The organism is Pseudoalteromonas luteoviolacea (assembly GCF_001750165.1).
GTDB classification, from domain to species: domain Bacteria; phylum Pseudomonadota; class Gammaproteobacteria; order Enterobacterales; family Alteromonadaceae; genus Pseudoalteromonas; species Pseudoalteromonas luteoviolacea_G.
Genome location: NZ_CP015411.1, coordinates 1,516,374 through 1,543,362, shown reverse-complemented (window position 1 = coordinate 1,543,362; position 26,989 = coordinate 1,516,374). Strand labels below are relative to the sequence as shown.

Here is a 26,989-nt window from a genome sequence, read left to right as displayed (position 1 = left end):
ACTAACCAACCCCCTTATACCAATTCATATCATTTTTAGCGGCATGTGCTCTTAATACAGTCTGCGAACCTGCAAAGTTACCGTAGTCACTTCCAAAACTCAGTGCCCTATCCAACCATACCGTTTCTTCAATTCTAAGTGATACTAGAATATTGGGTATATTCTTTGGTATGTATCCCCTCTTTTTGCGGTGAACATGACGACCCGTCCAGTCAACTAGCTCAAGGTAATCCAACAATGAGAAGGGTAATGTGTTTTCATGCTCTCTTGCGCCAAATGGTTTTAGTGAATTAGGTTGTTTGGTTTGGTGACTGGTTTTGTTGTTTTGGTTTGATTTTTTTGCCTTTGCTTTGGCATTTTGAAGGTGCTTTATACGCTCTTGAATCGAGGTGAAATCACTATCCTCTAGATTATTTGCCACCTTTGCTCGAATTGGGTTTAAGTCTACATAAGCCATACAGCTGAGCAATGCCGTTTCATCTAACAAGGCTTGTGATTTATATCGCCCTTCCCAGTATTTACCCGTGCAGTCATCTTCCTTGTTTGCTTCTCTTGCAATGAACTCATTGAGGTTTTTCATGAACCAGCTAATGTCATACAGCCGAGAACGCCACTTTTCTACTAACTCAGATACAAGCAATTGCTCCGCTTCACTGAGAGCGTCACCGTTTAGTTGTCTATCAATGACTGGACTACCTTTGTATAACTTGTACCACCTAGCTATCACCTCATTATCTGACCAACTAAGTGCTTGCTGTCTATTCACTTTAACCACCAAATGATAGTGATTACTCATGATGGCATAAGCCGCTATATCAATGGCAAATACACTGCTCAGCAGCTTCATTCGCTCTACTAACCATATCCGTCTATGGTCAAAGTTTTTACCTGTATACGCATCTTGTCCACACAAAAAAGCACGGCGTACACACCGCGCTATCAAGTGATAATAAGATGTCGACGACAAATCTATCAGTGCGTTCCGTGCTCTTGTCATTCCTATTCAACTCAATTTTTAACTGGATATTTAAACAGTAGTTAAGTAACGCAGTTTATGCAAAGAATTTGTGCCTGTCCTTTATTGCTCCTTTATTGCTCCTTTATTGCTTCCTTCCTTTATTGCTTCCTTCCTTTATTGCTTCCTTCCTTTATTGCTTCCTTCCTTTATTGCTTTATTGCTTTATTGCTTTATTGCTTTATTGCTTTATTGCTTCTTTATTGCTTTATTGCTTTATTGCTTTATTGCTTTATTGCTTCTTTATTGCTTCTTTATTGCTTCTTTATTGCTTTTATTGGCTTTTAAACCTTAAATATATTCCTCTAAAAAAGAACTTTATGAATTCGACACAAACCCGTCGCATTCTTACTTTTATCTGTTTGTATAGTAACATTACCACCAGACACCTTTGATGCAAGTAAGCTGCTATAAACGATATCTTTGTTTGAAGCGTTATGTTGTAAATAATAAGTCATACCACAACCGCTTGGAATTGAGGAGCCACTCTCTAAAGTAACCCAGACTCCATACGGATCACTACCATTGGCCCATACTTGAATATTACTGATTTTTCCAGATGCATTTGCCCATGTACTCGCATTGGATCCAAAAGAAATAGCCACAGTGAGTAGTCCAATAAATAGATTTCTTTTCATTTTACAGTCCTTTTTTTAGCTTTTTTTCGAAGTTCTGCCAGAAAGCATCTGACGTTTTTAAATCATCGAATTTGATTACTTCTAGTTCGATAGATACAAAATCAATGTTGCTATTTTCTTCTACTTTAATAACCAAGCTTGTGTTTACCGAATCTGCATCGTTTTTTGCAGCGGTGAACTCAAGCTTTGACAAACTAAAACCTTCAGCGCTTGGAAAATAACCTTTAAGTAGAAAAGCAATATTTTCGATATATTTGGCTTTATGTATTTCAATTTGTTTATGAAAGTCTTTAGCTATACCTTTATCTATTGCTATACCTACAGCAAGACCAGCAGCACCAAGAGCACCAACCAACATCGGTCCCGAATTTGTTCCCTTTCCTATATATGACACCTCTGGGATTTCAGGGCTAAGAGATGGTGTAACTCTTGACAAGGTACAACCTGTCATTTGGAAGATTATGATAGATAGAAGTAATAATATTCTTATATTCATGCTGGTAGTTACCGATAAAGGCTTTAAAATCTAGATTAAAAAAGTTTGAGGCTATTGCAAAAATTTAAAATATGATTGATTTTTATACTTTTATCGCTTTGCAATTTCAAACTATACATAACTATTATAAAAGAACTTAGTTCAATAAATAGATAAAATACAACAGAATTATACACCTATTATTGTTTTCTTAAAACTACTCTGCGCAACTAAATTAGGGTGCATTAATTCACACTTTTAAGTAGCACACACATTCTAAGCTAAAAATATTAAATTTTTTGATTTAAAACTTAGACGTATTCAGGAGCCATGTTATTTATAAAATAATGATAGAACTAACTCTGCCTTATTAGTTAAAGATACTTATGAATATTAAAAATTGGTTTGAATACAATCAAAAAAGTAGCTTTTCAAAAGGCATTAGAAATCGCTTGCGATAAAAATGTGTTTGTCGTTGAGGTTGAGGTAAGCAGAAATCAAGGAGTCAGACCTTGAGCTATACCGAATATGTGAGACGATCTAAAAGTAGGCTATGCAGGGTTATAATTCAATTTTTATGCGGGGTCTTACTACAAATTTGCAGACTTACACTTCAAACAACAACATGAGGAAATTTGGGTGGTAGTCTTACCAGCCACATCCCGGCACACAAGTCATCCGCTGTGGCTGCTTCCTTCCGGACCTGACCAGGTTCACGAACTATTGTTGCGAGAGGACCAATAAGACTACCATTGAGGGCCTTGTTTGGCGCGGGATGAATTATGGCGATTTTCTCACTGGGATGCAAGTGAAAACTAAAAAAGCTTGCTCGTTTGCTGTTTGTTTAAGCAAGTAAGCAAGCTTTTGATTATTTAAGTATTAAATTTGTACTAATTGGCAATTGCACGCTGAAAAGCTTGTAAGCGTTTCTTCGCTTTTTTCATATTTTCAGGGCCCATACGCAAAAACAGTTTTTGTGCATCAGAGAGCTGCTCCCACTCGGCATAAGCATACTTATACGTCACTGACTCTTGAATAAGTGGTAAGTTTGATTCTGGAATAGGTGTTTCTAACAGTTCGCCAAGCGCTTCTTGAAGCGTGTAATCAAACTCATTGCCGTTATAGCCAATTTCTTCATACGCTTCACTAATAAGCGGCTTATATTGCTCATATAATCGAACAAGCTGAGCTGTGCTCATTGCATTGAGCATATTTACATACGGCGTATAACGCTCAAAGCTGTTTGGATCTGTGATGATCAAATCATCTTCAATCACCATAAAGTTATCTGTGGGCTTACTCACTGGATAATGTTTTTTAGCTACTTTACCCTGCGCTAAGTTGTCAATAAACACCACACTGCGTCTAACCATGTCTTCAGTCACTAATAATTCCATCGCTTGCTTGCTTAAATAACTTGCTACCGAATCACGTACACTGATATCACTATCATCAAGGCTAGGTAACACTGGTTCAACAGGTTCCACAGGTTTCGGCTCTGGTTCGTTAACTGTTACCACAGGTTCTGCAATCCCTTCATCAACTGGAGTTGGTTCTGAAGTTGCCATGATGTCTGCTTTTTTCGTTTGCTCAACTTCTTGACGTGCCGTGTTTACGACGACTTTAGGTGTTTCTTCAGGCACTACGACATCCTGTCGAAATTTAGTATTGTCTGCAGGTTTACTTTCTTTATTTGCTAATACAAATACAGCCACAATGATCAAGGCAACCACTGCAATTGCCGCAAGAAGTAACTGACTGTTAGAAGGCTTTTTATTTGTCCTTGGTTCTGCTGAACTGTGCTCTGACATGGAGGCTCCGTAAAATTCGCTTAAAAAACTTGGCAACTAAGGTTATTTGCTTAGCAGTACGTCGTTAATTAAAACACAAACTAAAAGATATCTCATCTGCGTCAACGCGCATTAACGAGAGTTTATCTCAAACTCGCATCTGTTTGCTGACAATTACATGAACGCACGTATAAACAAACGTCATCCAGACAAAAAACCACATAATCATGACATTTTTTAACGTATTAAAATTTGTCAAAATTCCGTAACAAGCTGATATTTATAAGAGATGTAAAATACACATTCATCTGTAATTGAGTATAGTATAAGAAAGAGCGGAGCTATCACCTTTGTGATTAACAGTCTATTTTCGAAGGAGCAGATTTGAAAAAAGCACAATGTAAAATTGGCAAACCACATATTGCACTGTTACTCACTGGGGGCGGTGCACGGGCAGCCTATCAAGTAGGAGTATTAAAGGCGATTGCGCTTAGTTTGCCGCGCAGCGCTCCCCTCCCATTTAAAATCATTAACGGTACTTCCGCTGGCGCGATCAACTCTACAGGGCTGGCTTGCTATTCTTCCAATATGCATTTGGCAATTCGAAAAATTGAGTGGATCTGGAAAAACTTTCATACCAATATGGTCTATAAAAGTAGCCTGTTTGGTGCTTTTGGCCATCTGACTAATAATGTCATGCGCAGTTTTCAAGCTGACTATTTAAACCATCCACCAGCGAGCTTGCTCGACAATACGCCCCTTCGACAACTGCTCGAAGAAGTGATGGATCTGGCGCGAATTGACCGCAATATCCATCGCGGCTTTATTGATGCTTTGTCTGTCACCGTATCAAGTTATTCCAGCGGAAAGTCAGTGGCCTTTTTCCAAGCCAAAGACGCAAAGCCTTGGCAAAGAGCCAAGCGCGAAGGTATTCAAACCCAACTCAATATTGACCATCTAATGGCATCCAGTGCCATACCTATGGTATTTCCGAGTGTGCGCGTAAAACATAATTATTACGGTGATGGATCCATTCACCAATTGTCCCCACTTAGCCCCTCGATTCACCTAGGCGCAAGTAAAATATTCATCATAGGTGTTGAGCAACCTAAAGTACAAAAACCATTGGGTTACGAACCCCACTTTCCGGGTATGTCGGTGGTTGCAGGTCACTTATTGGACAGTATTTTTAGTGACACCTTGCAGTCCGACTTAGAACGTCTTGAACGTGTTAATCGCACTATCAGCCTACTTCCAGCCAGAGAAAAACATAAAGAGCTCAAACGCGTCGATACCTTGGTTGTTAACCCATCTCAAAACTTCAATGAACTGGCACTCGACTTTTATGATGATTTACCAATTGCGGTGAAGCTGCTACTTAGAACCATCGGCGTAAAGAAGCACTCCCAATCGAGTTTAACCAGTTACTTACTGTTTGAGAAAAGCTATACCCAAGAATTGATCAAAATCGGTTATGAAGATGGCCTTGCTCGATTAGACGAAATAAAAGCGTTTTTAGAGTTAGACTAGGGTAACCCATCTAAAATAAATTGCTCAGCACGCTCTACCCGTCGAGGCTTACCTTTGAGCAGTAATACATCGCTTGCTTGCAAGATAATATCTTCATCCGGCATTGGAATTTCGGTGCCATCACGCCGTAAAGCTTTAACGACAACTTTATGACGCACTAACTGAAGTTGAGAAATTGTTTTCTCAACTGCGTACGCGTCTTCTGGCAATGCGACTGCATGCAAATACTCTAGGCGATCTGTCACAAAGCTGGAATGTGAATGGCTATTACCATATTCACTCATTTCGTCGCTACTGCCAGTAAAAAAGCCATGCAAATACTCATAGCGATTTTGCCGTTCTTTACTTACGCGTTTGAATATCCGCCGCATCGGTACTCCTGACATATAGAGTACATGAGATACCAACATTAAACTTGCCTCTAAAGATTCAGGCACAACCTCTGTCACTCCCAGTTGCTTTAAATCTTCTAGGTGAGTGTCATCTTGCATTCTCACCAAAATTTTAACTTCAGGCGCGTAATGTTTAAGTGCATCGATAACGATCTGGCTTTGCTCAAAATCATCCATAGTCACAATGACTAACCTTGCTTTGTTCACACAAGCAGACTTTAATATGGCTTTTTGTCCTGCATGACCAAAAATGACAGGCTCACCAGCTGTTTGTGCTTCTTGTACAATTATTGGATTGCGCTCGATGGCTACATAAGGGATAGCTTCTGGTTTCAAAAAACGAGCAATAGTTTGTCCAACTCGCGCATATCCAAAGATGACGACGTGATCTTTAACCGTGTCTTCTTTAAATCCGGCATAGGTAAAATCAGACTTATGTTCACCATCGAGCTTAAATAATTTTAATAGTCGATCTGTTTCACTCATTAAATAGGGGGTAAATGCCATTGAAAGAACCCCAAGCGCGATTAAAAATGACGCGGTATCTGGCGCTAATAAATGATGCTGCCCAGCAAGCGCAACTAATACAAATCCAAATTCCCCCATTTGCCAAAGCATAACCCCGGAGGCGAGTGCATCACGTTTACGCTCCCCCATCATCTGCGCACTAACATAAACTATGCTCACTTTAACCGTAAGTAATACCGCCATTGCCACAACTATGTAGCCAAATGCACTTATCACATAAGCCACATCAAGCTGCATACCAACAGTAACAAAAAATAACCCCATAAGAATATCTCTAAAGGGCCTTATCTCGGCTTCTAATTGATGTCGATATTGGCTTTCTCCAAGCATCATGCCCGCTAAAAATGCACCCAGCGCCATTGAAAGCCCAAATGCATAGGTCAAAGCACCGGCACACAAAGCCACAACCAAGGTCGTTAAAACAAACAGCTCATCAGTTCTTGCCAGCGCAACCTCATTAAAGACCTTCGGTAATATCCATTTTCCAATCGCCCACAATAACAGGCATACAAATGCGCCTTTGGCGAGTGCCAAAATGAGCGCCCCGACCAAAAATTGGTTATCAGTACTCGCCATCAGCGGAAACACAATCAACATGGGCACAACAGCAATGTCTTGAAAAAGTAGCACGCCGATAGACAACTGCCCTTTACGCAAATTCAACATGCCTGACTCTTTCATGATCTTAACCACCACGGCTGTGGATGACAAAGATACAATACAAGCAATTATCAACGACTCAGACCAACCAAATCCAAAAAATGACACTAAAAAGGTGCCAATCAGAATAGATAGCAATACTTGAGTGCTTCCTAATCCAAATACAACACTACGCATCGCCATTAATTTAGGTATAGAAAATTCTAACCCAAGACTAAATAGCAAAAATACAATTCCAACTTCAGCAATTAAATGGATTTCATGGCTGTTGTCCATCAGGCTATAACCTGCCGCCACTAGACCAGTGAGTAAATAGGCCAAAATAGGTGGCAGCCCTACCCTTTTAAAGGACCAGACCAAGATAACAGCACATAGAAGCAGCGCAACAACATCAGTAAAATGACCATGTATCGCGGTCATAAACACGGTGACGATTCTATCGGAAATAAACCCGGCAAAATTTTGCTGCAAATGGCCTCCTAAGTGTCAAAGAAATGTTGCGGTGTATTTTTCACACAATTTAACTATAGCAACCAACTGTTTTTCAGCCAGTTTAATTTTTTGGCACGAAACTAGCTTATTTGTTCGGGAATGTTGTAATTAGGGGAATTACCAGATGGAAAATGTCCATATTTTGGCACAACGAACGCCTACGCGCGGTGATTACGTTCCGTTCACGACCGAACAATACGTATCGCAAGCGCCTGAACAACCGAATGTGCTCGTTGAAAAGCTGCAAACAACGTTGGAGATTAACGGTATCTTAGATATCTTTGCATCCTACGTTAAGCGCATCACTGATCTTGCAGGATTGCAGTTTCATACCAATCAAGGACTGTTTCAAACTCAACAAAGTGATAACCAACTTAAACCTTATACGTTTGACCTCGATTTAGAGGGCCAACACTTGGGGCAATTGGTCTATTTCAGTAAATATAGTTTTAGTGGCACAATACGCGCACGATTAATGCAGCTGCATACTTGCCTATTATACCCATTAAGAAATGCGCTGATGTATCACCGTGTACTACAACTGGCAACTAAGGACACGTTAACCGGACTGTATAATCGCAGCCAGTTTAATGAATACCTCGAGACTAAATTAGAGCGCAGCCGCAGACAGCACAGAAACTTTAGTTTAATGCTGTTGGACCTCGATAATTTTAAACAAGTGAATGATGCGTTCGGCCACAAAACAGGCGATGAAGTACTTGTCGAATTTGCCAACATATTAACATCTAGTATTCGTGCTACAGATGCGGTGTTTAGATTTGGCGGCGATGAATTTGCAATTCTGATTGATGATCCAGCGTTTACAACAAATAAAGTCATCGCAGAGCGCATAATGGAGCGAGTAAACACGAATACCCTGTTGGCAAAACATAACGTCACCACAAGTATTGGTTTCACATTGGCTTCAAGCCAAGATTGCTCTAATGAAATCTTTGCACGTGCAGACAGCGGTTTATACAAAGCAAAAGCGGCTGGCAGAAATTGCGCACGCGCAGTATAAACCCACAGGTACTTATCATCCCCTAATGATAAGTACCACTTTTTAACCCTGACTATTTTTTAGCTGGAATAACCACAGCAAAATAGCAAAGCCACAAAAAAAGCCGTTAATAACCCAACCCAATGCCCAAAAGTCAGGAAGATCACTAAACAATATGGACAACATGGGCGCAGCCAATCCTAAAATGAAGTAAATCCCGCCTTTACCATGCCAATAAGCAAGTAACAACACCGCCGATAGTGCCCCAATACTCAGCGCCAAAATAAGGTTTGCCACATTCAGCGGCGAGCTTATCGATAATAATAAAAATATCAGTGCACATATTAAAAAGGCACTGGGTGCTTTAGGTGCCAGTGACCCACCAATCTGTTTATTTCTTTGCATCTTCAACCTGCCAGTTAATTCCTGAATGCGAAGCATAATCTGCATTGACCAATATCCCCGCCACCGCGACCAAGGTGTCGTTGTAATAAACCATCGGCTTCGCCCCTCTTTCCCAACTAGGCACTTTTGCTTCTTTGAGCCAATGTTTAACCGTATTTCGCCCTGGTTTTCCAAAAGGCTTAATTTTCTCATTAAGTCGCGCAAATCGAATCGAAATAGACTCACTTTCCAAAGGCCTACGAATACCTTTTCCTTCTATGAGCACTAAGATTCTGCCATCACTAAGTACCGTTCTTGTAGCCAAATCCGACAAAGGAATATCAACTAATTTTGTGGCCTCATGGACCACCCAGTACATTAGCCCGTTGTAGCATTTAACTGAGCCAGCTCGCAATTGCACATGAACTTGCGCATCTTCTTTTGCATGAATGACCTGCTGCAAAATCTGAGTAAGCTGCTTTTGTGATGGCATGCTTACGCCTTTGCTCTCGAGCCAAGCTCGCACCAGGTTGCATTGCCTAAGGTGGGATAGTGCGGCTAGACTAGATATATTGATTTCTTTGCCATGTCGGCAAGCTACCAAATCCCCCTGCGTTATTTCGTCTATTAAACTCTGTTGAGCCTGCAATAAAGAAATAGACCTTATAACACTGGGTACAAACCCTTTAAAGCGAGATTTTAAAAGAGGTATTACCTGATTTCGCAAAAAGTTGCGATCAAATTCATCATTTTTGTTAGATTCATCTTCGATATGAGATAAACCAAATATTTGTGCAAATGCCTCAATATTTTTGCGTTCAATCCCGAGCAGTGGCCTGATGCAAAATCGACCACTTGCAAGCTGGGTAGTTGCATGCATTGCACCAAGCCCTTTTAGCCCAGAACCTCTTTTCAAACGAATAAAAAAAGTCTCAACTTGATCATCGGCATGCTGACCAAGTACTAACGTCGAGTTTTGCGCTGCATGTTTATCAAGTGCGTCGTAACGTGCATCTCTGGCCTGCGCTTCTAAACTGGTCCTAGCTTGCGCTTGAATATTAACCGACACGGTCCGAAAAGAAATATTAAGACTTGCACATAACTGCTCACAAAACTGCTGCCATTCAAATGAATTACCAGATAAACCATGATTCACATAAATCGCGTCTAGCGTTATCTCTGCATTTAATTTGACGTATTGTTGGCATAGATGAAGTAGTACAACCGAATCAACACCGCCAGATAAAGCGACGGTGAGCCCTTGCCCTAAACGACTCCCACATTGTTGCTCAAGTGCGCTGGAAAATTGTTTATATATGCCTGTCGATTCCATATTCTTTCCTCATACTTTCAACAGGCGTTATACCTTATCCTATATAAATTGCAATGAACGCACAGCTGAGTAAAAGATTATAATGAGCTAGATCACCCCAAGTTCAAAACTTAACTCGCTAAACTCTATTTTATTCTTTTACTAAAACCGTACTTAAAATCGGTAAAAAAGGCAGTATTTTGCCTTTAATTAAACCAAAACCAATTAATAAAACAATTTTAATCACTTAGCGTGACCTAACGTTGATATATAACAAAATTCATTTTCAAATTTTACATGGATAAAACAAACCCGAAATTAATTGACATTAGTGCTAAAATCTAGGTAAATCCCTACTTATGTTTAAAAAGTCACATTATCTTGCTGGTCTGTTTTCAAGATCCAGCTCGGGGCAGTATAATGTGCACAAAATTGTATGTGATGACAGAGAACGCGCCTTCACGAAGGAAAAACAGTTAAAAAATGAAGAAGGTAAATGTCGCTAAAATTCGACATCTTCTACAAAAACTGACTTAAATAAGCAATATTAATACTTAGTTTAAGCTCCATTTAGCAAAATAGACTATGCTAAATAATAGGCTGAAAATAACTGAGTCACGGCATTTTAAATCTGTACTCTCTACATAAAACCGAGACAAACTTTAAAAAATTATCAGATAGGTTAGAAAATGAGCTTAAATTATCTAGAATTTGAACTTCCAGTAGCTGAATTAGAGCAAAAAATTAAAGAGCTACAAGCTGTTAGTCGCTCAGGTTCTTTGGACCTAAGTCTGGAAGAAGAAATCAGTAAATTAAAAGAAAAAAGTGTACAGCTTACTGAAAAAATATACTCAGAACTTAATCCTTGGCAGCTGCTACAACTAGCTCGCCATCCAATGCGTCCACATGCGAGCGATTTTATCAAACGCATGTTCACAGAATTCGATGAATTTGCAGGTGATCGTGCATTTGCTAATGACCCAGCAATTATTGGCGGTACTGCGAGACTAGACGGCAAACCAGTTATGGTTATCGGCCAAGAGAAAGGTCGTGATACAGCTGAGAAAATCAAACGTAACTTCGGTATGCCACGTCCAGAAGGCTATCGTAAAGCAAAGCGCCTTATGGAAATGGCTGAACGTTTTAAGATGCCTGTCATTACATTAATTGATACGCAAGGCGCGTATCCAGGCATTGGCGCAGAAGAGCGTGGCCAAAGTGAAGCAATCGCTATGAACTTAAAAGTGATGGCTTCTTTAAAAGTACCGACAATTTGTAGCGTTATCGGTGAAGGTGGTTCAGGTGGTGCACTGGCAATTGGTGTAGGCGACCGCGTTAATATGTTACGTTACAGCACTTATTCAGTGATCACGCCTGAGGGCTGTGCTTCAATTCTTTGGAAGAGTGCAGAAAAAGCCCCACTTGCAGCTGAAGCGATGGGTGTATCTGCACAGCGTATCAAAGACAACAACCTAATCAACGAAATCGTTGCTGAGCCTCTTGGTGGCGCACACCGTGATTATGATACAGCGGCAAGAAATCTAAAAGCACAGATCATCAAAGATCTTGATGACGTATCTAAACTTAGCCAAGAAGAAATGCTTGAGCAAAGATACCAACGCCTGATGTCTTTTGGTTACTGTAGCTAATTGAATTAATAATAAAAAAGGCCACCCAATGGGTGGCCTTTTTTATTTTCTGTCTACCTAGAGTTAATCAAAGATCAACTCTACGTCTTGCCCTGTTAACTTTTTCAGTGCTCGCATCAATTCATCACTGGGTGTCACACACCACTGTGTTCCTAGTGTTAATTCTGCAGTTGCATCAGGACGCTGATACTCAATGACTACCTGACATGTACCAAACTTGTATGGCTCCAATACCCGTTTTAAGTTCTCACCAAAGCCCGCGTCAATTTGTGCCATATTGAGCTTCATCTTCATCGAGTTAACGCGTTTCTCACGCGCTTGTCCTATGGTATTCACATCTCTGGCAGTCATCGTAATACCGCCGGAGAAATTATCAAAGCTCACCTGACCTGAGATCACCAAAATTTGGTTAACCTGAAGAAGGCTTTCGTACATTTCAAATTGCTCAGGGAAGAAACGCACGTCAATACGCGCACTCTTGTCATCGAGCGTGATAAGGCCCCAGCGATTACCTTTTTTGTTTATCAAGGTCCGAGCATTAATAACCAATCCAGCGGCTGTCGATTGCATATCCCTGTTAGTTGGTTGTAGGTCTACCAATTTTCCAGAAGTATAATGCTTGAGCTCTTTTCGATATTGGTTAATCGGATGTCCGGTCAGATATAAACCAAGCGTTTCCTTTTCCCCATTGAGCCACTCATTGTCGCTTAGCGGCGGTGCCTGAACAAATGCTTGCGCGACTTCCTCCGGTTCTACCGCGAGTAAGCCAAATAAATCTGATTGGCCCAACTGCTCCGCTTTATGATGCTGCTCGGCAGACTTCATGGCATCCTTTAAGCTCGCAAGTAAGGTGGCACGTCCACCTTGCTTCTTCTCTGGACCAAGCTTGTCTAGAGCACCTGCATAAATGAGTTTTTCGATAACACGACGATTGAGGCGCTTTAAATCTACACGGGCACAAAAATCAAATAAGTCTTTAAACTCACCACCCTGCTCGCGTGCTTCCAGAATAGCCTCAACAGGGCCTTCCCCTACGCCTTTAATCGCACCAATACCGTAAACTATCTCGCCTTGTAAGTTCACCGTGAATTTATAAACCCCCGCGTTCACATCAGGAGGCAACAAGGTCAATTTCATGTTTTCACATTCATCAACCAAGGTAACGATTTTGTCGGTATTATCCATATCCGCAGACATTACCGCTGCCATAAACTCAGCTGGGAAGTGCGTCTTCATCCAGAGCGTTTGGTAAGAAACCAATGCATATGCGGCTGAGTGAGATTTGTTGAAACCATAACCGGCGAACTTTTCAACAAGATCGAAGATCTTCATCGCTAGTTCACCATCAACCCCATTATTGATCGAGCCTTCTTCAAAGGTTGAACGCTGCTTTGCCATCTCTTCAGGTTTTTTCTTACCCATCGCACGACGAAGTAAGTCAGCGCCACCTAAGCTATAGCCAGCAAGGACCTGAGCGATCTGCATAACCTGTTCCTGATAGAGGATGATCCCGTAGGTCGGCTCTAGGATAGGTGCTAAGCTCTCATGCTGATACTGGGCGTCAGGGAAAGAGATCTCTTCTCGACCATGCTTACGGTCAATGAAGTTATCTACCATGCCCGATTGCAGAGGCCCCGGACGGAATAAAGCAACCAGTGCGATCATATCTTCAAAGCAATCTGGCTTCAGACGACGGATCAGATCTTTCATACCACGAGATTCAAGCTGGAATACCGCAGTTGTCTCCGCTCTCAACAGCAATTCAAAACTGGCATGATCATCAAGTGGAATAGCGTTGATATCAACAAACGGTTTTTGCTCTCGCGCCAAACGTTCGTTGGCCATATCTAATGCCCACTGTAGAATGGTCAGTGTTCTTAGACCGAGGAAGTCAAACTTAACCAAACCAGCCGTTTCTACGTCGTTCTTATCAAACTGGGTAACTGGAAATTTACCCTCTTCGTCACAGTACAAGGCTGCAAAATCTGTAATACTGGTTGGCGAGATAACAACACCACCGGCGTGTTTACCAGCATTTCGGGTACACCCTTCAAGAATACGGCATTTATCGATGAGCTCTCTCACTTCATCATCGCCGTCGTAAGCTTCAGGTAGTCTTGGTTCAACTTCAAAAGCTTTGGCAAGTGTCATGCCCGGATCGCCCGGCACTAACTTCGAAATTCTATCGACAAAGCCGTATGGGTGACCAAGCACTCGCCCTACGTCTCGAATTACCGCTTTGGCCGCCATCGTACCAAAAGTGATGATCTGAGATACCGCCTGTCGCCCGTAAAGTTTAGCAACGTGATCAATAACTTCATCACGCCTATCCATACAAAAGTCGACATCAAAATCGGGCATCGAAACACGTTCTGGGTTCAAGAATCGTTCGAAAAGTAAGTCAAATTCAAGTGGGTCAAGATCGGTGATCTTCAGTGCATATGCAACCAATGAACCTGCACCTGAACCTCGACCAGGGCCAACTGGAATATTGTTATCCTTACTCCACTGAATGAACTCCATTACGATCAAGAAGTAACCTGGGAATCCCATTTGGTTAATTACGTCTAGCTCAATCCTGAGGCGTTCATCATACTCAATACGCTTAACTTTGCGGTCTTCTTCATCAGGGAATAAAAACTGTAAACGTTCTTCGAGGCCATCTTCAGACACCTTGACTAAAAATTCATCAATTTTTAGATCGCCCGTAGGGTAGTCTGGAAGAAAGTAGGTACCAAGCTGAACCGTCACATTACAACGTTTAGCTATCTCAACGGTATTTTCTAGTGCTTCTGGAATATCACTAAACAGCTCTGCCATCTGTTCAGGTGTTTTAAGATACTGCTCTTTAGAAAAGCGCTTTGGCCTATTTTTATCTTCTAGTGTATAACCATCGTGGATTGCTACACGAATTTCATGGGCTTCGAAGTCTTCCTCATGTAGGAACACCACTTCATTAGTGGCAACAACGGGTAGGTTGCGTTCCGACGCAAGCGCCACAGCCGCATGTAAATATTCTTCTTCTTGTTCACGATCAGTTCGGTGTAGCTCGAGATAGTAATGATCAGCAAAATGCTCCTCATAGAAAGCTAATGTTTCTAAAGCCAATTGCTGGTTACCTTTAAGTAAAGCTTTACCAACATCCCCATCTTTTGCGCCAGAGAGTAAGATTAACCCCTCTTTGAACTGAGCTAACCAAGCTTTATCAACCACAGGGCGATGAAATACATGGCCTCTTAGAAAAGCTTCTGAGATTAGTAACGTAAGGTTTTTATATCCTTCATTATTTTTTGCCAATACCACAATACGGCAGGGCTCATCAGGAAACTCGTCGCTTTTCAGCCATAGATCAGCCCCTACCATGGGCTTTATTCCCGCACCATGAGCACCACCATAAAATCTCACCAAACCACACAAGTTCATTTGATCAGTGATCGCGAACGCTGGCATTTCAAGTTCTTGAGCTCTCGCAACAATCGGTTTAGTTTTTGCCAAACCATCGACCATTGAGAAGTCACTATGCACGCGTAAGTGCACAAAATTAGGCGTTGGCATGGTTACGACTGCTCCGCGATAATTCTTTGTACTGGCTTAAAGCTCTTACGGTGATGAGGTGTAATACCATGTTGTGCAAGCGCTTCAAAATGCGCCTTGGTAGGGTAGCCCTTGTGGCCCGCAAAACCGAACTCAGGATACTGAGCATCTAACTCAATCATTTCATTATCACGTGTGACCTTGGCTAGAATTGACGCTGCACTGATCTCAGCAACAAGACTATCGCCTTTCACAACTGCTTGTGCAGGAACCGTAATATCAGGCACACGGTTGCCATCGATAAAAACAAATTCGGCGGGAATAGATAAACCTTCAACCGCTCTTTTCATTGCCAGCATAGTAGCATGCAAAATATTTAGCTCGTCAATTTCTTCAACCGAAGCGCGAGCAATACAATAACACAAGGCTTTCTCTTTAATCTCTTCAGCCAATGCGTTGCGCTTTTTCTCAGAAAGTTTTTTTGAGTCAGTTAAACCTTCAATTGGCTTAGTCGGGTCCAATATAACAGCAGCAGTAACCACATCTCCAACCAATGGACCACGGCCTACTTCATCTACCCCTGCTATGAAATTAACGTTTGGACGCTCAATTTGCATTTATAACCTCCGCTACAGCAATTGCTGCCTGTTCGCTGGCATTTAAGCGAATATCTTTATGTATTTCGTAAAAGCGTTCTATCAATGCCGAATTATCCCCTCTTAGCAAAGGTAATAGCGCATCGGTCAATGCATCAGGGTTACAATCTTCTTGTAAAAATTCTGCGACCAAAGGCGCGTCAGCTAGTAAATTTGGCAATGAAAAATGCTTAATATTGAACGTGAAAAATGTGCTGAATATTTTATAGCTCAGTGTTTTCAGGCGATAACCTACAACCATCGGCTTTTTATATAGCATCGCTTCGAGCGTCGCGGTGCCTGATGCAAGCAGTACTGCATCTGAAGCCGTCATTGCTAATGATGACTGGCCATCTAACATAATAGGTCGTAGCTCAGGCGCAACTTTATTTAGGATTTGCATGAACTGTTGTTGGCGTTTTTCATTGACCAAAGGCACCACAATTTTAAGATCTGGAATTTTATCAACTAATTGTTTCGCTGTTTGTAAATAGGTTTCACTCAATAAACCGACTTCTGAGCCTCGACTACCTGGTAGCAAAGCCAATACCGTGTCTGATTCATTCAAACCAATTTCTTTTCTTGCTGCTAACGAGTCTGACTCTAGTGGAATTTCATCCGCGAGTGTATGACCAACAAATGTACACGGCACGTCATATTTATCATAAAATGCCTTTTCAAATGGCAGTAAAGATAAAACCAAATTAGTTGCTTCGGCAATGGTATGAATACGCTTTGGTCGCCAAGCCCAAACTGATGGGCTCACATATTGAATCGTTTTAATGCCCGCAGCCTTCAGCGGCTTTTCAACACGTAAATTAAAATCCGGTGCATCAACTCCGATAAATACATCAGGTGGATTTTGAATAAAATAATTGACTAACTCTTTACGAATTTTGAGTAAGCGTGGAAGTCGGCCTAATACTTCCACAAGCCCCATCACAGCAAGCTCTTCCATATCAAAAAGACTCTTACAGCCTTCAGCTTGCATTTTAGGACCAGCAATGCCTACAAATTGGGCATTCGGAAAGCGCTTTTTAAGCGCTTTAATAAGGCCTGCGCCAAGAATATCGCCGGATAATTCACCTGCGACAATCCCCACCGTAATTGATTTTTCGTTTGCCATTTTTGTTCTTCTAGAAAATAAAAAACGCCATACTTAGTATGGCGTTATTATATCAGAACCAGCTCTTTGTTATGCTAAAAATTGCGACATAGAGCAAAGTTCGATTAGCGTACTAACCCACGCTCTGATGTTTCAATAAAATCAAGCATCAGTTGTACAGAAGGGTACTGCTTAGCTTCATCTTGTAAAGCGGCTACTGCTTCATCTAACTTAAGGCCTTTACGGAAAAGCATTTTGTATGCTCTACGTGTCGCCATAATTTCGTCAGATTCAAAACCACGGCGTTTTAACCCTTCAGTGTTAATCGCAACAGGCCTTGCAGGGGTCCCTGTCGTTGTTACAAACGGTGGGACATCTTGGTTAACACCAGAATACATGCCAACAAACGCATGTGAGCCAACTTTACAAAACTGGTGTACACCTGAATTACCAGCAAGGATAACCCAATCACCAATATGTACGTGGCCAGCAACACTCGCATTGTTGGCAAATATGACGTTATTACCAATCACAGCATCGTGCGCAACATGGGTGTATGCCATGAATAAATTGTTACTACCGATAATGGTTACACCTTGATCTTGGATAGTGCCGCGATGAATCGTCGCACACTCTCTGATCACATTGTTGTCACCAATAATCAGTTTCGTTGGTTCATCCTTGTACTTTTTATCTTGACAGGCCTCGCCTACTGACGCGAACTGAAATATGTGGTTACCAGAGCCGATTTCACTTGGCCCTTTGATAACGACATGAGACTCGATCTTACAATCATCACCGATAACCACATCATTACCGATATAACTGTATGGTCCGACTGAGACGTTATTTCCTAATTTAGCGCCTGGCTCAATAATTGCGGTAGGATGGATCACGCTTAAAACTCTCTTCTCGCACACATTATTTCTGCACTACATACAACGTTGCCGTCTACTTTCGCTTCACCTGAAAACTTCCAAATGTTGCGACGCTCTTTAACAAACTGTACGTGTAAATGCATCGTATCGCCAGGAACAACTGGCTGCTTAAACCTTGCATTGTCAATGGCTGCAAACAAGTATAGCTCATTCTCACTGCGATTCTCGACCGTTTTAAAGCCAAGTAGACCCGTTGCTTGAGCAAGTGCTTCCAATATCATAACACCCGGAAAAATTGGCTGATCTGGGAAGTGGCCTGTAAAAATGGGCTCATTCGCTGTGACATTTTTCACAGCATGTAAATATTCGCCAGGCTTATGATCAATAACCTTATCCACTAGTAGCATAGGATAACGGTGAGGAAGTAACTTCAAGATTTCTTGAATATCAAAGCTGTTTAATTCGTTGGCCAAAATAGTACCTTTTATTTATCCGTCTGGTTTAACTGCTCGGTGAGAGTCTCTAATGCTTTTATGCGTGCTTTAAAGTCGGAAAGATTGCGTAAATGAGCGATATTTTTACGCCATTCTTTGTTGGTAGTGTGAGGCATGCCTGAAGAGTATATACCGGGCTTAGAGATGCCCTTTGTTACCATGCTCATGCCTGTGATAACAACACCATCACACACCTCATTGTGACCATTCACAGCGACCATACCGCCAATTTGACAATATTTACCAATTTTAACGCTACCAGCTAGCACCGAACACCCGGCAATGGCTGTGCCGTAACCAATTTCAACATTATGTGCAATTTGAATTTGGTTATCCAGAATAACGTTATCATGAATTATGGTGTCGTCTAATGCACCTCGGTCGATAGACGTACATGCCCCAACTTCCACTCGGTTGCCAATAATGACAGTACCAAGTTGTGGAATCTTGACCCATTCTCCAGATTCATTTGCATAACCAAATCCGTCACTGCCGATCACACTGCCCGATTGGAATAAACAATGCTCACCAATCTCAACTTCGTGGTAAATAGTGACATTTGCCCAAAGTTTCGTACCTGCACCAATGCGAGCATGCTGGCCTATAAAACAGCCTGCTCCAATTTCAACGTTGTCACCAATAACAGCACCTGCTTCAATGACAGCATTGGCTGCAATCTTTACGTTTTCACCTAAGTGAACACTTTGGTCAATAACGGCTGTACTGTGAATGGAACTGGCAGCACTGGGGGTAGTATCCATATACTGTGCAAGTTTGGCATACGCCACATAAGGGTTATCACAAATTAATTTGTTACCCGAAAAATAATCCGCATCATCCGCTGATAATATAACAGCGCCAGCTTGGGTTGAATCAAGCTGGCTGCGGTATTTTTTATTTGCCAAAAATGCGATCTCTTGAGCATTCGCATTCAATAAAGTGGCAATTTGTACAATTGGCTGATCAGGGTTGCCTTCAATTTTAGCACCCAAATGATCAGCCAGTTGCGACAACGTATAGTGTTTAGTCATTACTTTTTGCTAACTGCTTCAACAATATCATCCGACAGATCGCTAACTTTATCAGGGTTGAAGTAGATTGTCGTTTCTTTTAATCTAACTTCGTCAAACTTTCCTTTTTTAGCAACACTTTCAATTGCATCCAAGATCATTTTTTGTACTTTTGCTAGCTCTTGGCTTTGGCGCTGTTTAATTTCTTGCTCAAGTGGACGGCCCTTTTCAGCAAGGGTTTGTTGCATACCTTGAATTTTGTCACGTAGCGCAGTTTTTTGATCTTCACTCATTGTCGCGCTTTCACGCTTGAACTTTTCAGCTTCAAAACGAATGTCACCTTGTAGTTTTTCAAGTTCTTGGCGACGCTCCGAAAATTCACTTTTCAGTGTTTGCTCAATTTTTGCCATCTGAGGCAACTGTTGATAAACAGTTTGCATATCAACAATACCCACTTTATGTGCGAATGCGTTGATAGAATTACCCATTAAAAGCGCAGCTAAGATACCCATAGCAGAGGTTTTAAAAATCTTTTTCACAATAAACTCCTTAGAATGTATTACTGATGTTGAAGCTGATGTTCTTAGTATCATCGTCATCTTCTTTTTTCAGTGGATACGCAAAACTAATTAACATTGGTCCCATTGGTGATATCCATTGAATAGACATACCTGTTGAAACCCTAAATCGACTTGGATCAGAGAAATCTGACAATTGCTTGTATTGGTGTTCTGGTAAGTTGGCGTAGCGGTCAACGTCAAACTCAGTATCCCAAACGTTTGCAGCATCGACAAAGAAGCTAGTACGTACTGAGCTGGTATTTTCTTCGTCTAAAAATGGCGTTGGTACAATCATTTCAGCACCGAATACAGCTTTCGCATTACCACCAATTCGACCTCCTTGTTGTAATCGATCAAATGCAGGATCACCACCAATCACACCACATTCGGTGCCATCTGGTAGACATGTACCGGGCACTGGTTGAGGAGTGCGGTGAACTGCGCGTGGTAAAATGGTATTTCTCTCGAACCCTCTCAGTTCCATTTCCGTAATTCGATAGAACTCTTGGAAAGGCAATACTTGGTCAAAGCCATTCTGTTCACCATAGCCGTTACCATAAGCGAGTGACGCTCTGGTCGAAAATACCCAGCGATGGTCATTACTTACTGGCCAATAAAAACGAGAATCGTAACTCAGTTTAAAATAATTTAGATCTGAGTTAGGTGTGGTGATATTAAAGTTCGCATTTTGACGAGAACCGTCGGTCGGGAACATACCACGGTTTACAGTAATACGTGACCAACCAAAGCCCAATTCATACTTAGTAAAATCATAACCGCCTGCAGGATCATCCAGATCTAAGAAACTTAATCTCAGAACACGCGTTTGTTCGTAATCTGCAATTCTATCAAGCTCTTCTTCTACCCAACGGAAACTAAAGTTTAACCGGTTAACTGGGTTAATTGGGATACCAAAATGAGTACCAAGGCCATAACTACGAGAATCGTAATCGATCAAGCCTATCTCTGAACCGTCGAATTTACTGAAGAAAACACTACTACCTTGAGAGATCCCGTCTGGAGTAAAATATGGATCAGTATAGGACACACTGTAACGGGTTGAGGCCTTTGAAGTGTTGATATTAAATGCAACTTGGTTGCCTGAACCTAAAAAGTTTGACTCGCTCACACCAACGTTAAATTGAAGGCCCGCATAAGACCCATAAGCCACACCAGCTTGGAAACTACCGGCAGGTTGCTCTTTAACATTAAAGTCAATATCAACTTGATCATCTACACCTGGAATAGGTTTTACTTCAAAGTCAACTGTCTCCATATAAGGTAAACGTTGAATTTGCAGTTTAGAGCGCTCTAAGCTTTGGTTTGACAACCAAGCACCTTCTAACTGAGTCATCTCTCTTCGCACGACATGATCAGCGGTACTTTGGTTACCATTAACAAGTATCCGACGGACATAAACACGTTTTCCAGGGTCCACTGAAAGCGTTAACTGCACTTCTTTATTTTCATCGTCAATATCAGGAATGGTACGAACTTCTGCGTTCGCATAACCAAAGCGAGCTAAATAACTCTTGATAAACTCTTCTGATGAAGTCACCAAAGAGCCATTATATAACTCTCCAGATTTCAAAGGGATCACGCTTTTAATCAGTTCTTCTCGGCCAAGTAAATCACCAATGAAGTCAAAGCCTTTAACCGTGTATTTTTCACCTTCGGAAATATTTGCAGTTACATAAACTGATTCGCGTTCAGGGCTTACCGATACTTGAGTAGAGTCGATATTAAATCTCAAGTAGCCTCTATCCAAGTAGTAACTACGGATCTTCTCTAAGTCACCTTCAATTGTTTGCTTTTGATAGCGGTCACTTGAAAGAAACTTCCACCATGGTAAATCTTGCTGTGACTCTACGAGACGCAGTAACTGCTCATCAGAAAAGAGCTCATTACCAACTAAGTTAATTTGGCGGACAGATGCAGCGTCACCTTCGTCAAATTCAAATTTTAGCTTCACTCGATTTCGTGGTAGTTCAACAATGCTAACTTCAATTTTAGCGTTATATTTACCGATACTATGGAAGAACTCAATCAGGCCTTTTTCGATGCCATCTATCACAGTTCTATCAAGCGTTTCACCTGTACGGATATCTTTGCCGTCTAGGCTCTCTTGAAGCTGTTCATCTTTGATGTCTTTATTACCATCAAATTCGATAGAGGCAATTGTAGGTCGCTCTTTCACTTTGAAAACAATTTGATTGCCATCACGGAATGCTGAAATATCATCGAAGTGCCCCGAAGAAAAGAGCGCTTTGATGGTTTTAGAAACCGTATAATTATCAACTTCATCGCCAACGTTAATTGGTATATGAGTTAAAGCTGCACCAAGTGCAACACGTTGTAACCCTTCAACTTTTAAATCTTCTACGATAAAGGAGTTTTGCCCTAGAGCGGCAAAACTAGCGCCAAGTAAACTCGTTACAGCTAAATGTTTTTTTATAGGCATTTTTTTATCTTTATCCTTTACAGCTTACGGCGAACTAAACGCCACGTGCGCTATCGCCCTTATTTTAAGAGCCTAGAGCCTCGATACATCATTAAACAGTGCAAAACAGGTCAATGCCAGTAACATCATTGCTCCCAGCTTATAACCTAACTCTTGTGTCTTTTCAGAGACCGGTTTTTTCCGAATTAGTTCAATTAAGTAATACATCAAATGTCCACCATCCAACATCGGCAGCGGTAAAAGGTTGAAAACCCCCAAATTGACGCTAATTAATGCTAAGAAGCTTAAAAAGGCAATTAATCCATAACTAACACTGTCTCCAGCCCCTACTGCAATACCAACAGGTCCACTGATATTTTTTACAGATACTTGCCCCGTGATCAGATTACCTATCATCTCGAAGCTCAACATTGTAAGGGCATAGGTTTTCTGAACGCCAAGCAAGATACTATCGAATACACCATACTGTCTAGTCTCAATGTATCCTGCCGGCCAACTTTTCTGTTTCGGTACAACTCCAAGGTAACCTATCGTCGTGCCTTGAGCGCCCTCTCTCGAATCTGGAGTAATATTGAGTGTGATCTTCGTGTCGCCTCTTAACACTGTAATGACACTTTGTTCGTTAGGTGCAAGTTGGACAAGCTCTACAAATTGCGTCCAGCTAGAGATAGGCATTTGGTTAAAAAACAAAATCACATCGCCTGTCTGAAGATTGGCACGTGCCGCCGCAGACCCATCAGCAATTAAGGCTAACTCTGTAGTAATGTCTGGCCGAAATGGTGTAATACCAATAGATGTTAAAGGTGCGACATCTCGCTTGTCCAGCTTCCACCCTTCTACATTCATCGTTCGAATAGCAATTTGACCACGTTCGTCAATCACTTTAACGTCTAACCTGTGCTCTCCTAAACCAGACATAACGGCAAAGTTAACTTCTTGCCATGACGCTACCTCATCACCACCAATTTTAGTGATCTGGTCACCTGGCTGCATACCCGCATGAAAAGCGATTGATTCCGTTGTAACTGAACCAACAACTGGCTTAACATTTTGCACCCCAACGATGTACATAACCGCCAGTGCTAAAATAGCGAATAGGAAATTAGCTATCGGCCCTGCCGCTGCCACGGCCATACGTGCATACACCGATTTACTATCGAGCGTGAGCAGTTTGTCTTGCTCCAGAACTTCATCAACCCGTGAGTCAAGCATTCTGACATACCCACCAAGTGGGATGGCAGAAATTGCATATTCTGTTCCCAGTTTGTCATACCAAGTAAAAAGCGGCTTTCCAAATCCAATAGAAAAGCGTAGAACTTTTACCCCAGCCTTTCTGGCAACCCAAAAATGTCCATATTCATGAACCGCTACCAAAATACTTAGCGCGACAATAAAAGAACCCAGATTCCAGAAAAAATCAAACATTAACCCGCCTGCCTTGCAATAAGCGCTTGAGCCAGTCGACGTGCTTGGGCGTCTGCATCCATAATTTCTTCCAAGCTGTTTAGTTCACCTAGCAAACTACCGCTGAGTACTTGCTCATTCACTTCAAAAATTTCCATAAAACCAATTTTTCCTTGTAAAAATGCAGCGACTGAGATTTCATTCGCAGCATTCAGTGTCGTCGTTGCAGCTTGCCCTAAACGACATGCTTCAATCGCCAACTTAAGATTTGGGTAGCGGTTATAATCCGGTTCAGTGAATGTAAAGTCTTTCATACTAGAGAAGTCAAGAGGTTGAACACCCGCGTCAATACGCTCAGGGTAAGCCAAACCATAAGCGATTGGGGTCCGCATATCAGGCTGTCCCATCTGTGCAATCACAGAGCCATCTTGATATTGCACCATAGAGTGGATCATACTTTGAGGATGAATAACAACGTCTATATCATCAGCCTGACAATCAAACAGCCACTTAGCTTCTATAAACTCAAGGCCTTTATTCATCATTGTGGCCGAATCAACTGATATCTTCTGGCCCATTGACCAGTTTGGATGTGCGACAGCTTCAGCGACCGTGACTTGAGACAAAGTATCTATGTCACGATTTAAAAACGGACCGCCTGAACCAGTTAGCAGTATTTTATGAATACCAAGAGGAGAAAAGTCAGTCGTCGTCCCTTGCTGCATTTCACGGGGCATACACTGGAAAATCGCGTTATGTTCACTGTCTATAGGTAATAAAGTGGCATTATGCATTTTGACCTTGTCCATAAATAATTTACCAGACATGACCAAAGACTCTTTATTCGCAAGCAATACTTTTTTGCCAGCCTCAACCGCAGCCAACGTTGGCAAGAGACCTGCAGCACCGACAATCGCAGACATAACAATATCAACATCATCATGTGATGCTACATCGCACATAGCCTGAGTACCACTCATGACTTCTGTTATTAAGCCACTAACTCGCTCTCTGAGCGATTTTGCTGCGCCTTCGTCGTTCATCACGACATATTTCGGGTTATGCTCAACAACTTGTTGATACACGGTGTCAACATTTTTGCCTGCCACCAAAGCAAATACGTTATAACGCGTTGGATTACGACCAATCACATCCAAAGTTGACGTACCGATAGAACCACTTGAACCGAGAATAACAACCTGCTCAGCGGGCATAACAGCTATGCTCATAGCGTCACCGTCCAAGCATAAAACAGGGCAAACATCGGAGCCGCAGCCGTCAGGCTATCAATGCGATCTAAAATACCGCCATGTCCTGGCAAACAACTTCCTGAATCTTTTAAACCAGCTTCTCGCTTAAACATACTTTCGAGCAAATCGCCAATGGCTGAAAACAATGCAATTACGACAGTTAATACGCCGTATAATAGCCACTGTTTGTGCTCTACATTTGAGCAATAGCAAAAAATTAATACAAACACTACCGCCGTGATTAACCCACCAATGAGCCCTTCGATTGTTTTGTTGGGACTCACATTAGGCATTAATTTTCTTTTACCTAAATTTTTACCAGCGAAATACGCGCCGATATCAGCACTCCATACAATACCCAAAACGACCATGATAAGTACCGAACCAAATTGTTCAGATGCTTGATATTCGGCACTTCTTAAAACATTTAAAGCAAGCCACAAAGGAATGAGCGTTAAGAAGCCTGCAATCGCTGGCATCACAAGCCCTTGGCTCCATGACTTTGCCATTTTAGGATAACGCATTACCAGTAATGTGGCGACAATCCACCAAGCAGCTGCGAGTGTGAAAACATAATTAGCATCCGCGACTAATTTACCTGAATGCCAGAGACTCTCAATCGGCCAGTGAAAGTGTAATATGGTAATAAATACACCGGTAATTGCGACGTACACTAAACGGTATAATGGCTTAGATATCCCCATCAGAGACGCCCATTCCCATGCACCTAACAAAACAATAGATGCGGCAATCACACTAAATAGACTTAGTGGAGTGTAAAATACTAAAATCAGCGCCAGCGGTGCAAGCACAGCCGACGTCATAATACGTTGTTTTAACAAACTGAATACCTTTAACTTGTTGTATTGCTCTCGGCGAGTAGTTGTTTTATTTGTTCGCCTGTGCAACCAAAGCGCCTCTCTCTTGAAATATAGCAAGCGATTGCTTCTGAGAAAGCCTCTTCGTTAAAATCAGGCCAAAGAGTTTCTGTGAAATATAACTCTGCATAAGCAGCTTGCCATAGCAAAAAGTTACTGATCCGATAATCACCGCCAGTACGTACCAGTAAATCAAGCGGACTTTGATCTGCCATTGACATATTATTTGTCAGTGCATCTTCAGTAATATCAGTAACATCCAGTTCACCGCTTTTTACTTGTTCAGCAAGTGCTTGGGCAGCATTGGTAATATCCCAACGACCGCCATAATTTGCAGCAATATTCAACTGCAATCCAGTATTTTGGCCAGTCAAAGCATGCGCATCATGGACTTTATCCTGCAAACTTGTTGGAAACTTTGATATATCACCAATTATGTTTAGTTTTACATTATTTTTATGTAACTTTTTTACTTCTTTACTTAAGACGAAAAGGAATAATTCCATCAAGGTACTTACTTCGTCTTCAGGTCTACGCCAATTTTCACTGCTAAATGCGAACAGAGTCAAAGACTCAATACCTAATTTTGAGCAAAACTGTACAGCGCTGCGAACAGAGTCGACACCTTTTTTATGACCATAAGCCCTCGGGCGCTTGCGGGCTTGAGCCCAGCGTCCATTGCCATCCATAATTATGGCAACATGCTTAGGTAGTGATTGTTGAGAAATCGCGTCAGCGTTTAAAACCATAGTACTATTTTAAATAAAAAAAACGCCGCCTAGTATAGCGCAGTCATCGCTGCAAACCTAATAAAATTCTTGATCTTCAAACTTAAGACAAAGTGATTACTTTTCACACTGAATTTAAAAATGTGTGTAAATAGAGCAAGCTACGGGCTAGCACGTCAGCCTTGTT

The 26,989-nt window shown here is 41.6% G+C and carries 22 protein-coding genes and 1 other RNA gene; 3 read left to right on the top strand and 20 right to left on the bottom strand.

Annotated elements, in window-relative coordinates; all coding sequences use genetic code 11:
- Position 1: 1 nt before the first annotated feature.
- The 5 genes from S4054249_RS06745 to S4054249_RS06725 form a co-directional block, all read right to left on the bottom strand.
- Positions 2-997, bottom strand: a complete 996-nt coding sequence (locus S4054249_RS06745; RefSeq protein WP_187301384.1) for a transposase — start codon at positions 995-997, stop codon at positions 2-4.
- Between the two features lie 323 nt (positions 998-1,320).
- Entirely contained in the window at positions 1,321-1,653 is a 333-nt protein-coding gene (locus S4054249_RS26510) for a hypothetical protein (RefSeq protein WP_046355119.1), read from the bottom strand.
- Between the two features lies 1 nt (position 1,654).
- Positions 1,655-2,149, bottom strand: a complete 495-nt coding sequence (locus S4054249_RS06735; protein ID WP_196302562.1) for a hypothetical protein — start codon at positions 2,147-2,149, stop codon at positions 1,655-1,657.
- A gap of 625 nt (positions 2,150-2,774) precedes the next feature.
- Positions 2,775-2,871, bottom strand: an RNA gene (gene ffs, locus S4054249_RS06730) — signal recognition particle sRNA small type.
- A gap of 147 nt (positions 2,872-3,018) precedes the next feature.
- Positions 3,019-3,939, bottom strand: a complete 921-nt coding sequence (locus S4054249_RS06725; protein WP_046355121.1) for a DUF3014 domain-containing protein — start codon at positions 3,937-3,939, stop codon at positions 3,019-3,021.
- 363 nt (positions 3,940-4,302) lie between these two features.
- Between S4054249_RS06725 and S4054249_RS06720 the strand changes: the two genes are divergently transcribed.
- Positions 4,303-5,448, top strand: coding sequence for a patatin-like phospholipase family protein (locus S4054249_RS06720; protein WP_046355122.1), 1,146 nt, complete (start codon positions 4,303-4,305; stop codon positions 5,446-5,448).
- Here the strand turns inward: S4054249_RS06720 and S4054249_RS06715 are convergent.
- Positions 5,445-7,448, bottom strand: a complete 2,004-nt coding sequence (locus tag S4054249_RS06715) for a cation:proton antiporter (protein WP_046355154.1) — start codon at positions 7,446-7,448, stop codon at positions 5,445-5,447. The two genes, S4054249_RS06720 and S4054249_RS06715, sit on opposite strands and share 4 nt — an antisense overlap.
- A 196-nt stretch (positions 7,449-7,644) precedes the next feature.
- Here S4054249_RS06715 and S4054249_RS06710 point away from each other — a divergent pair, with 196 nt between their 5' ends.
- A complete protein-coding gene (locus S4054249_RS06710) occupies positions 7,645-8,541 on the top strand; it encodes a GGDEF domain-containing protein (RefSeq protein ID WP_046355123.1) in 897 nt (298 codons plus the stop codon).
- 42 nt (positions 8,542-8,583) lie between these two features.
- Here the strand turns inward: S4054249_RS06710 and S4054249_RS06705 are convergent, their stop codons facing one another.
- Together S4054249_RS06705 and tilS are read right to left on the bottom strand one after the other, a co-directional pair.
- On the bottom strand, positions 8,584-8,925 hold the full coding sequence (locus S4054249_RS06705) for a hypothetical protein (protein ID WP_046355124.1): 342 nt from the start codon (positions 8,923-8,925) through the stop codon (positions 8,584-8,586).
- Positions 8,912-10,237, bottom strand: a complete 1,326-nt coding sequence (gene tilS / locus S4054249_RS06700; RefSeq protein ID WP_046355125.1) for a tRNA lysidine(34) synthetase TilS — start codon at positions 10,235-10,237, stop codon at positions 8,912-8,914. The genes S4054249_RS06705 and tilS overlap by 14 nt, the downstream gene beginning before the upstream one ends.
- A gap of 668 nt (positions 10,238-10,905) precedes the next feature.
- Between tilS and accA the strand changes: the two genes are divergently transcribed.
- Complete coding sequence (gene accA / locus S4054249_RS06695) at positions 10,906-11,865, top strand: acetyl-CoA carboxylase carboxyl transferase subunit alpha (protein ID WP_046355126.1); 960 nt, start codon at positions 10,906-10,908, stop codon at positions 11,863-11,865.
- Positions 11,866-11,928: 63 nt separating this feature from the next.
- On the opposite strand, the gene dnaE is transcribed toward accA, so the two are convergent.
- The 12 genes from dnaE to S4054249_RS06635 all read right to left on the bottom strand — a co-directional run bounded on the left by dnaE (position 11,929) and on the right by S4054249_RS06635 (position 26,823).
- On the bottom strand, positions 11,929-15,420 hold the full coding sequence (gene dnaE, locus S4054249_RS06690; protein WP_046355127.1) for a DNA polymerase III subunit alpha: 3,492 nt from the start codon (positions 15,418-15,420) through the stop codon (positions 11,929-11,931).
- A gap of 2 nt (positions 15,421-15,422) precedes the next feature.
- Complete coding sequence (gene rnhB, locus S4054249_RS06685; RefSeq protein WP_046355128.1) at positions 15,423-16,016, bottom strand: ribonuclease HII; 594 nt, start codon at positions 16,014-16,016, stop codon at positions 15,423-15,425.
- Entirely contained in the window at positions 16,006-17,160 is a 1,155-nt protein-coding gene (gene lpxB, locus S4054249_RS06680; RefSeq protein ID WP_046355129.1) for a lipid-A-disaccharide synthase, read from the bottom strand. Before lpxB ends, rnhB begins: the two co-directional genes overlap by 11 nt.
- 104 nt (positions 17,161-17,264) lie before the next feature.
- A complete protein-coding gene (gene lpxA, locus S4054249_RS06675) occupies positions 17,265-18,035 on the bottom strand; it encodes an acyl-ACP--UDP-N-acetylglucosamine O-acyltransferase (RefSeq protein WP_046355130.1) in 771 nt (256 codons plus the stop codon).
- Between the two features lie 2 nt (positions 18,036-18,037).
- Complete coding sequence (gene fabZ, locus S4054249_RS06670) at positions 18,038-18,490, bottom strand: 3-hydroxyacyl-ACP dehydratase FabZ (protein ID WP_039609409.1); 453 nt, start codon at positions 18,488-18,490, stop codon at positions 18,038-18,040.
- A gap of 11 nt (positions 18,491-18,501) precedes the next feature.
- Positions 18,502-19,542 carry a UDP-3-O-(3-hydroxymyristoyl)glucosamine N-acyltransferase gene (gene lpxD / locus S4054249_RS06665; RefSeq protein ID WP_046355131.1) on the bottom strand — a complete coding sequence of 347 codons (1,041 nt, stop codon included), beginning with the start codon at positions 19,540-19,542 and terminating at the stop codon, positions 18,502-18,504.
- A complete protein-coding gene (locus tag S4054249_RS06660; protein ID WP_046355132.1) occupies positions 19,542-20,060 on the bottom strand; it encodes an OmpH family outer membrane protein in 519 nt (172 codons plus the stop codon). Before S4054249_RS06660 ends, lpxD begins: the two co-directional genes overlap by 1 nt.
- A gap of 10 nt (positions 20,061-20,070) precedes the next feature.
- The gene (bamA, locus tag S4054249_RS06655; protein WP_046355133.1) at positions 20,071-22,542 is read right to left on the bottom strand and encodes an outer membrane protein assembly factor BamA; all 2,472 of its coding nucleotides are present in this window, start codon (positions 22,540-22,542) and stop codon (positions 20,071-20,073) included.
- 72 nt (positions 22,543-22,614) lie between these two features.
- Positions 22,615-23,967, bottom strand: a complete 1,353-nt coding sequence (gene rseP / locus S4054249_RS06650) for an RIP metalloprotease RseP (protein ID WP_046355134.1) — start codon at positions 23,965-23,967, stop codon at positions 22,615-22,617.
- Positions 23,967-25,160 carry a 1-deoxy-D-xylulose-5-phosphate reductoisomerase gene (gene ispC / locus S4054249_RS06645; RefSeq protein ID WP_046355155.1) on the bottom strand — a complete coding sequence of 398 codons (1,194 nt, stop codon included), beginning with the start codon at positions 25,158-25,160 and terminating at the stop codon, positions 23,967-23,969. The genes rseP and ispC overlap by 1 nt, the downstream gene beginning before the upstream one ends.
- Positions 25,161-25,171: 11 nt before the next feature.
- The gene (locus S4054249_RS06640; protein WP_046355135.1) at positions 25,172-26,038 is read right to left on the bottom strand and encodes a phosphatidate cytidylyltransferase; all 867 of its coding nucleotides are present in this window, start codon (positions 26,036-26,038) and stop codon (positions 25,172-25,174) included.
- Between the two features lie 11 nt (positions 26,039-26,049).
- Positions 26,050-26,823, bottom strand: coding sequence for an isoprenyl transferase (locus tag S4054249_RS06635; protein ID WP_046355136.1), 774 nt, complete (start codon positions 26,821-26,823; stop codon positions 26,050-26,052).
- Positions 26,824-26,989: the final 166 nt, after the last annotated feature.

Coding starts and splice junctions, on each gene's coding strand:
- S4054249_RS06745 (WP_187301384.1), bottom strand. CDS start 997: ATGACAAGAGCACGGAACGCACTGATAGATTTGTCGTCGACATCTTAT.
- S4054249_RS26510 (WP_046355119.1), bottom strand. CDS start 1,653: ATGAAAAGAAATCTATTTATTGGACTACTCACTGTGGCTATTTCTTTT.
- S4054249_RS06735 (WP_196302562.1), bottom strand. CDS start 2,149: ATGAATATAAGAATATTATTACTTCTATCTATCATAATCTTCCAAATG.
- S4054249_RS06725 (WP_046355121.1), bottom strand. CDS start 3,939: ATGTCAGAGCACAGTTCAGCAGAACCAAGGACAAATAAAAAGCCTTCT.
- S4054249_RS06715 (WP_046355154.1), bottom strand. CDS start 7,448: ATGACCGCGATACATGGTCATTTTACTGATGTTGTTGCGCTGCTTCTA.
- S4054249_RS06710 (WP_046355123.1), top strand. CDS start 7,645: ATGGAAAATGTCCATATTTTGGCACAACGAACGCCTACGCGCGGTGAT.
- S4054249_RS06705 (WP_046355124.1), bottom strand. CDS start 8,925: ATGCAAAGAAATAAACAGATTGGTGGGTCACTGGCACCTAAAGCACCC.
- tilS (WP_046355125.1), bottom strand. CDS start 10,237: ATGGAATCGACAGGCATATATAAACAATTTTCCAGCGCACTTGAGCAA.
- accA (WP_046355126.1), top strand. CDS start 10,906: ATGAGCTTAAATTATCTAGAATTTGAACTTCCAGTAGCTGAATTAGAG.
- dnaE (WP_046355127.1), bottom strand. CDS start 15,420: ATGCCAACGCCTAATTTTGTGCACTTACGCGTGCATAGTGACTTCTCA.
- rnhB (WP_046355128.1), bottom strand. CDS start 16,016: ATGCAAATTGAGCGTCCAAACGTTAATTTCATAGCAGGGGTAGATGAA.
- lpxB (WP_046355129.1), bottom strand. CDS start 17,160: ATGGCAAACGAAAAATCAATTACGGTGGGGATTGTCGCAGGTGAATTA.
- lpxD (WP_046355131.1), bottom strand. CDS start 19,542: ATGACTAAACACTATACGTTGTCGCAACTGGCTGATCATTTGGGTGCT.
- bamA (WP_046355133.1), bottom strand. CDS start 22,542: ATGCCTATAAAAAAACATTTAGCTGTAACGAGTTTACTTGGCGCTAGT.
- rseP (WP_046355134.1), bottom strand. CDS start 23,967: ATGTTTGATTTTTTCTGGAATCTGGGTTCTTTTATTGTCGCGCTAAGT.
- ispC (WP_046355155.1), bottom strand. CDS start 25,160: ATGCCCGCTGAGCAGGTTGTTATTCTCGGTTCAAGTGGTTCTATCGGT.
- S4054249_RS06635 (WP_046355136.1), bottom strand. CDS start 26,823: ATGGTTTTAAACGCTGACGCGATTTCTCAACAATCACTACCTAAGCAT.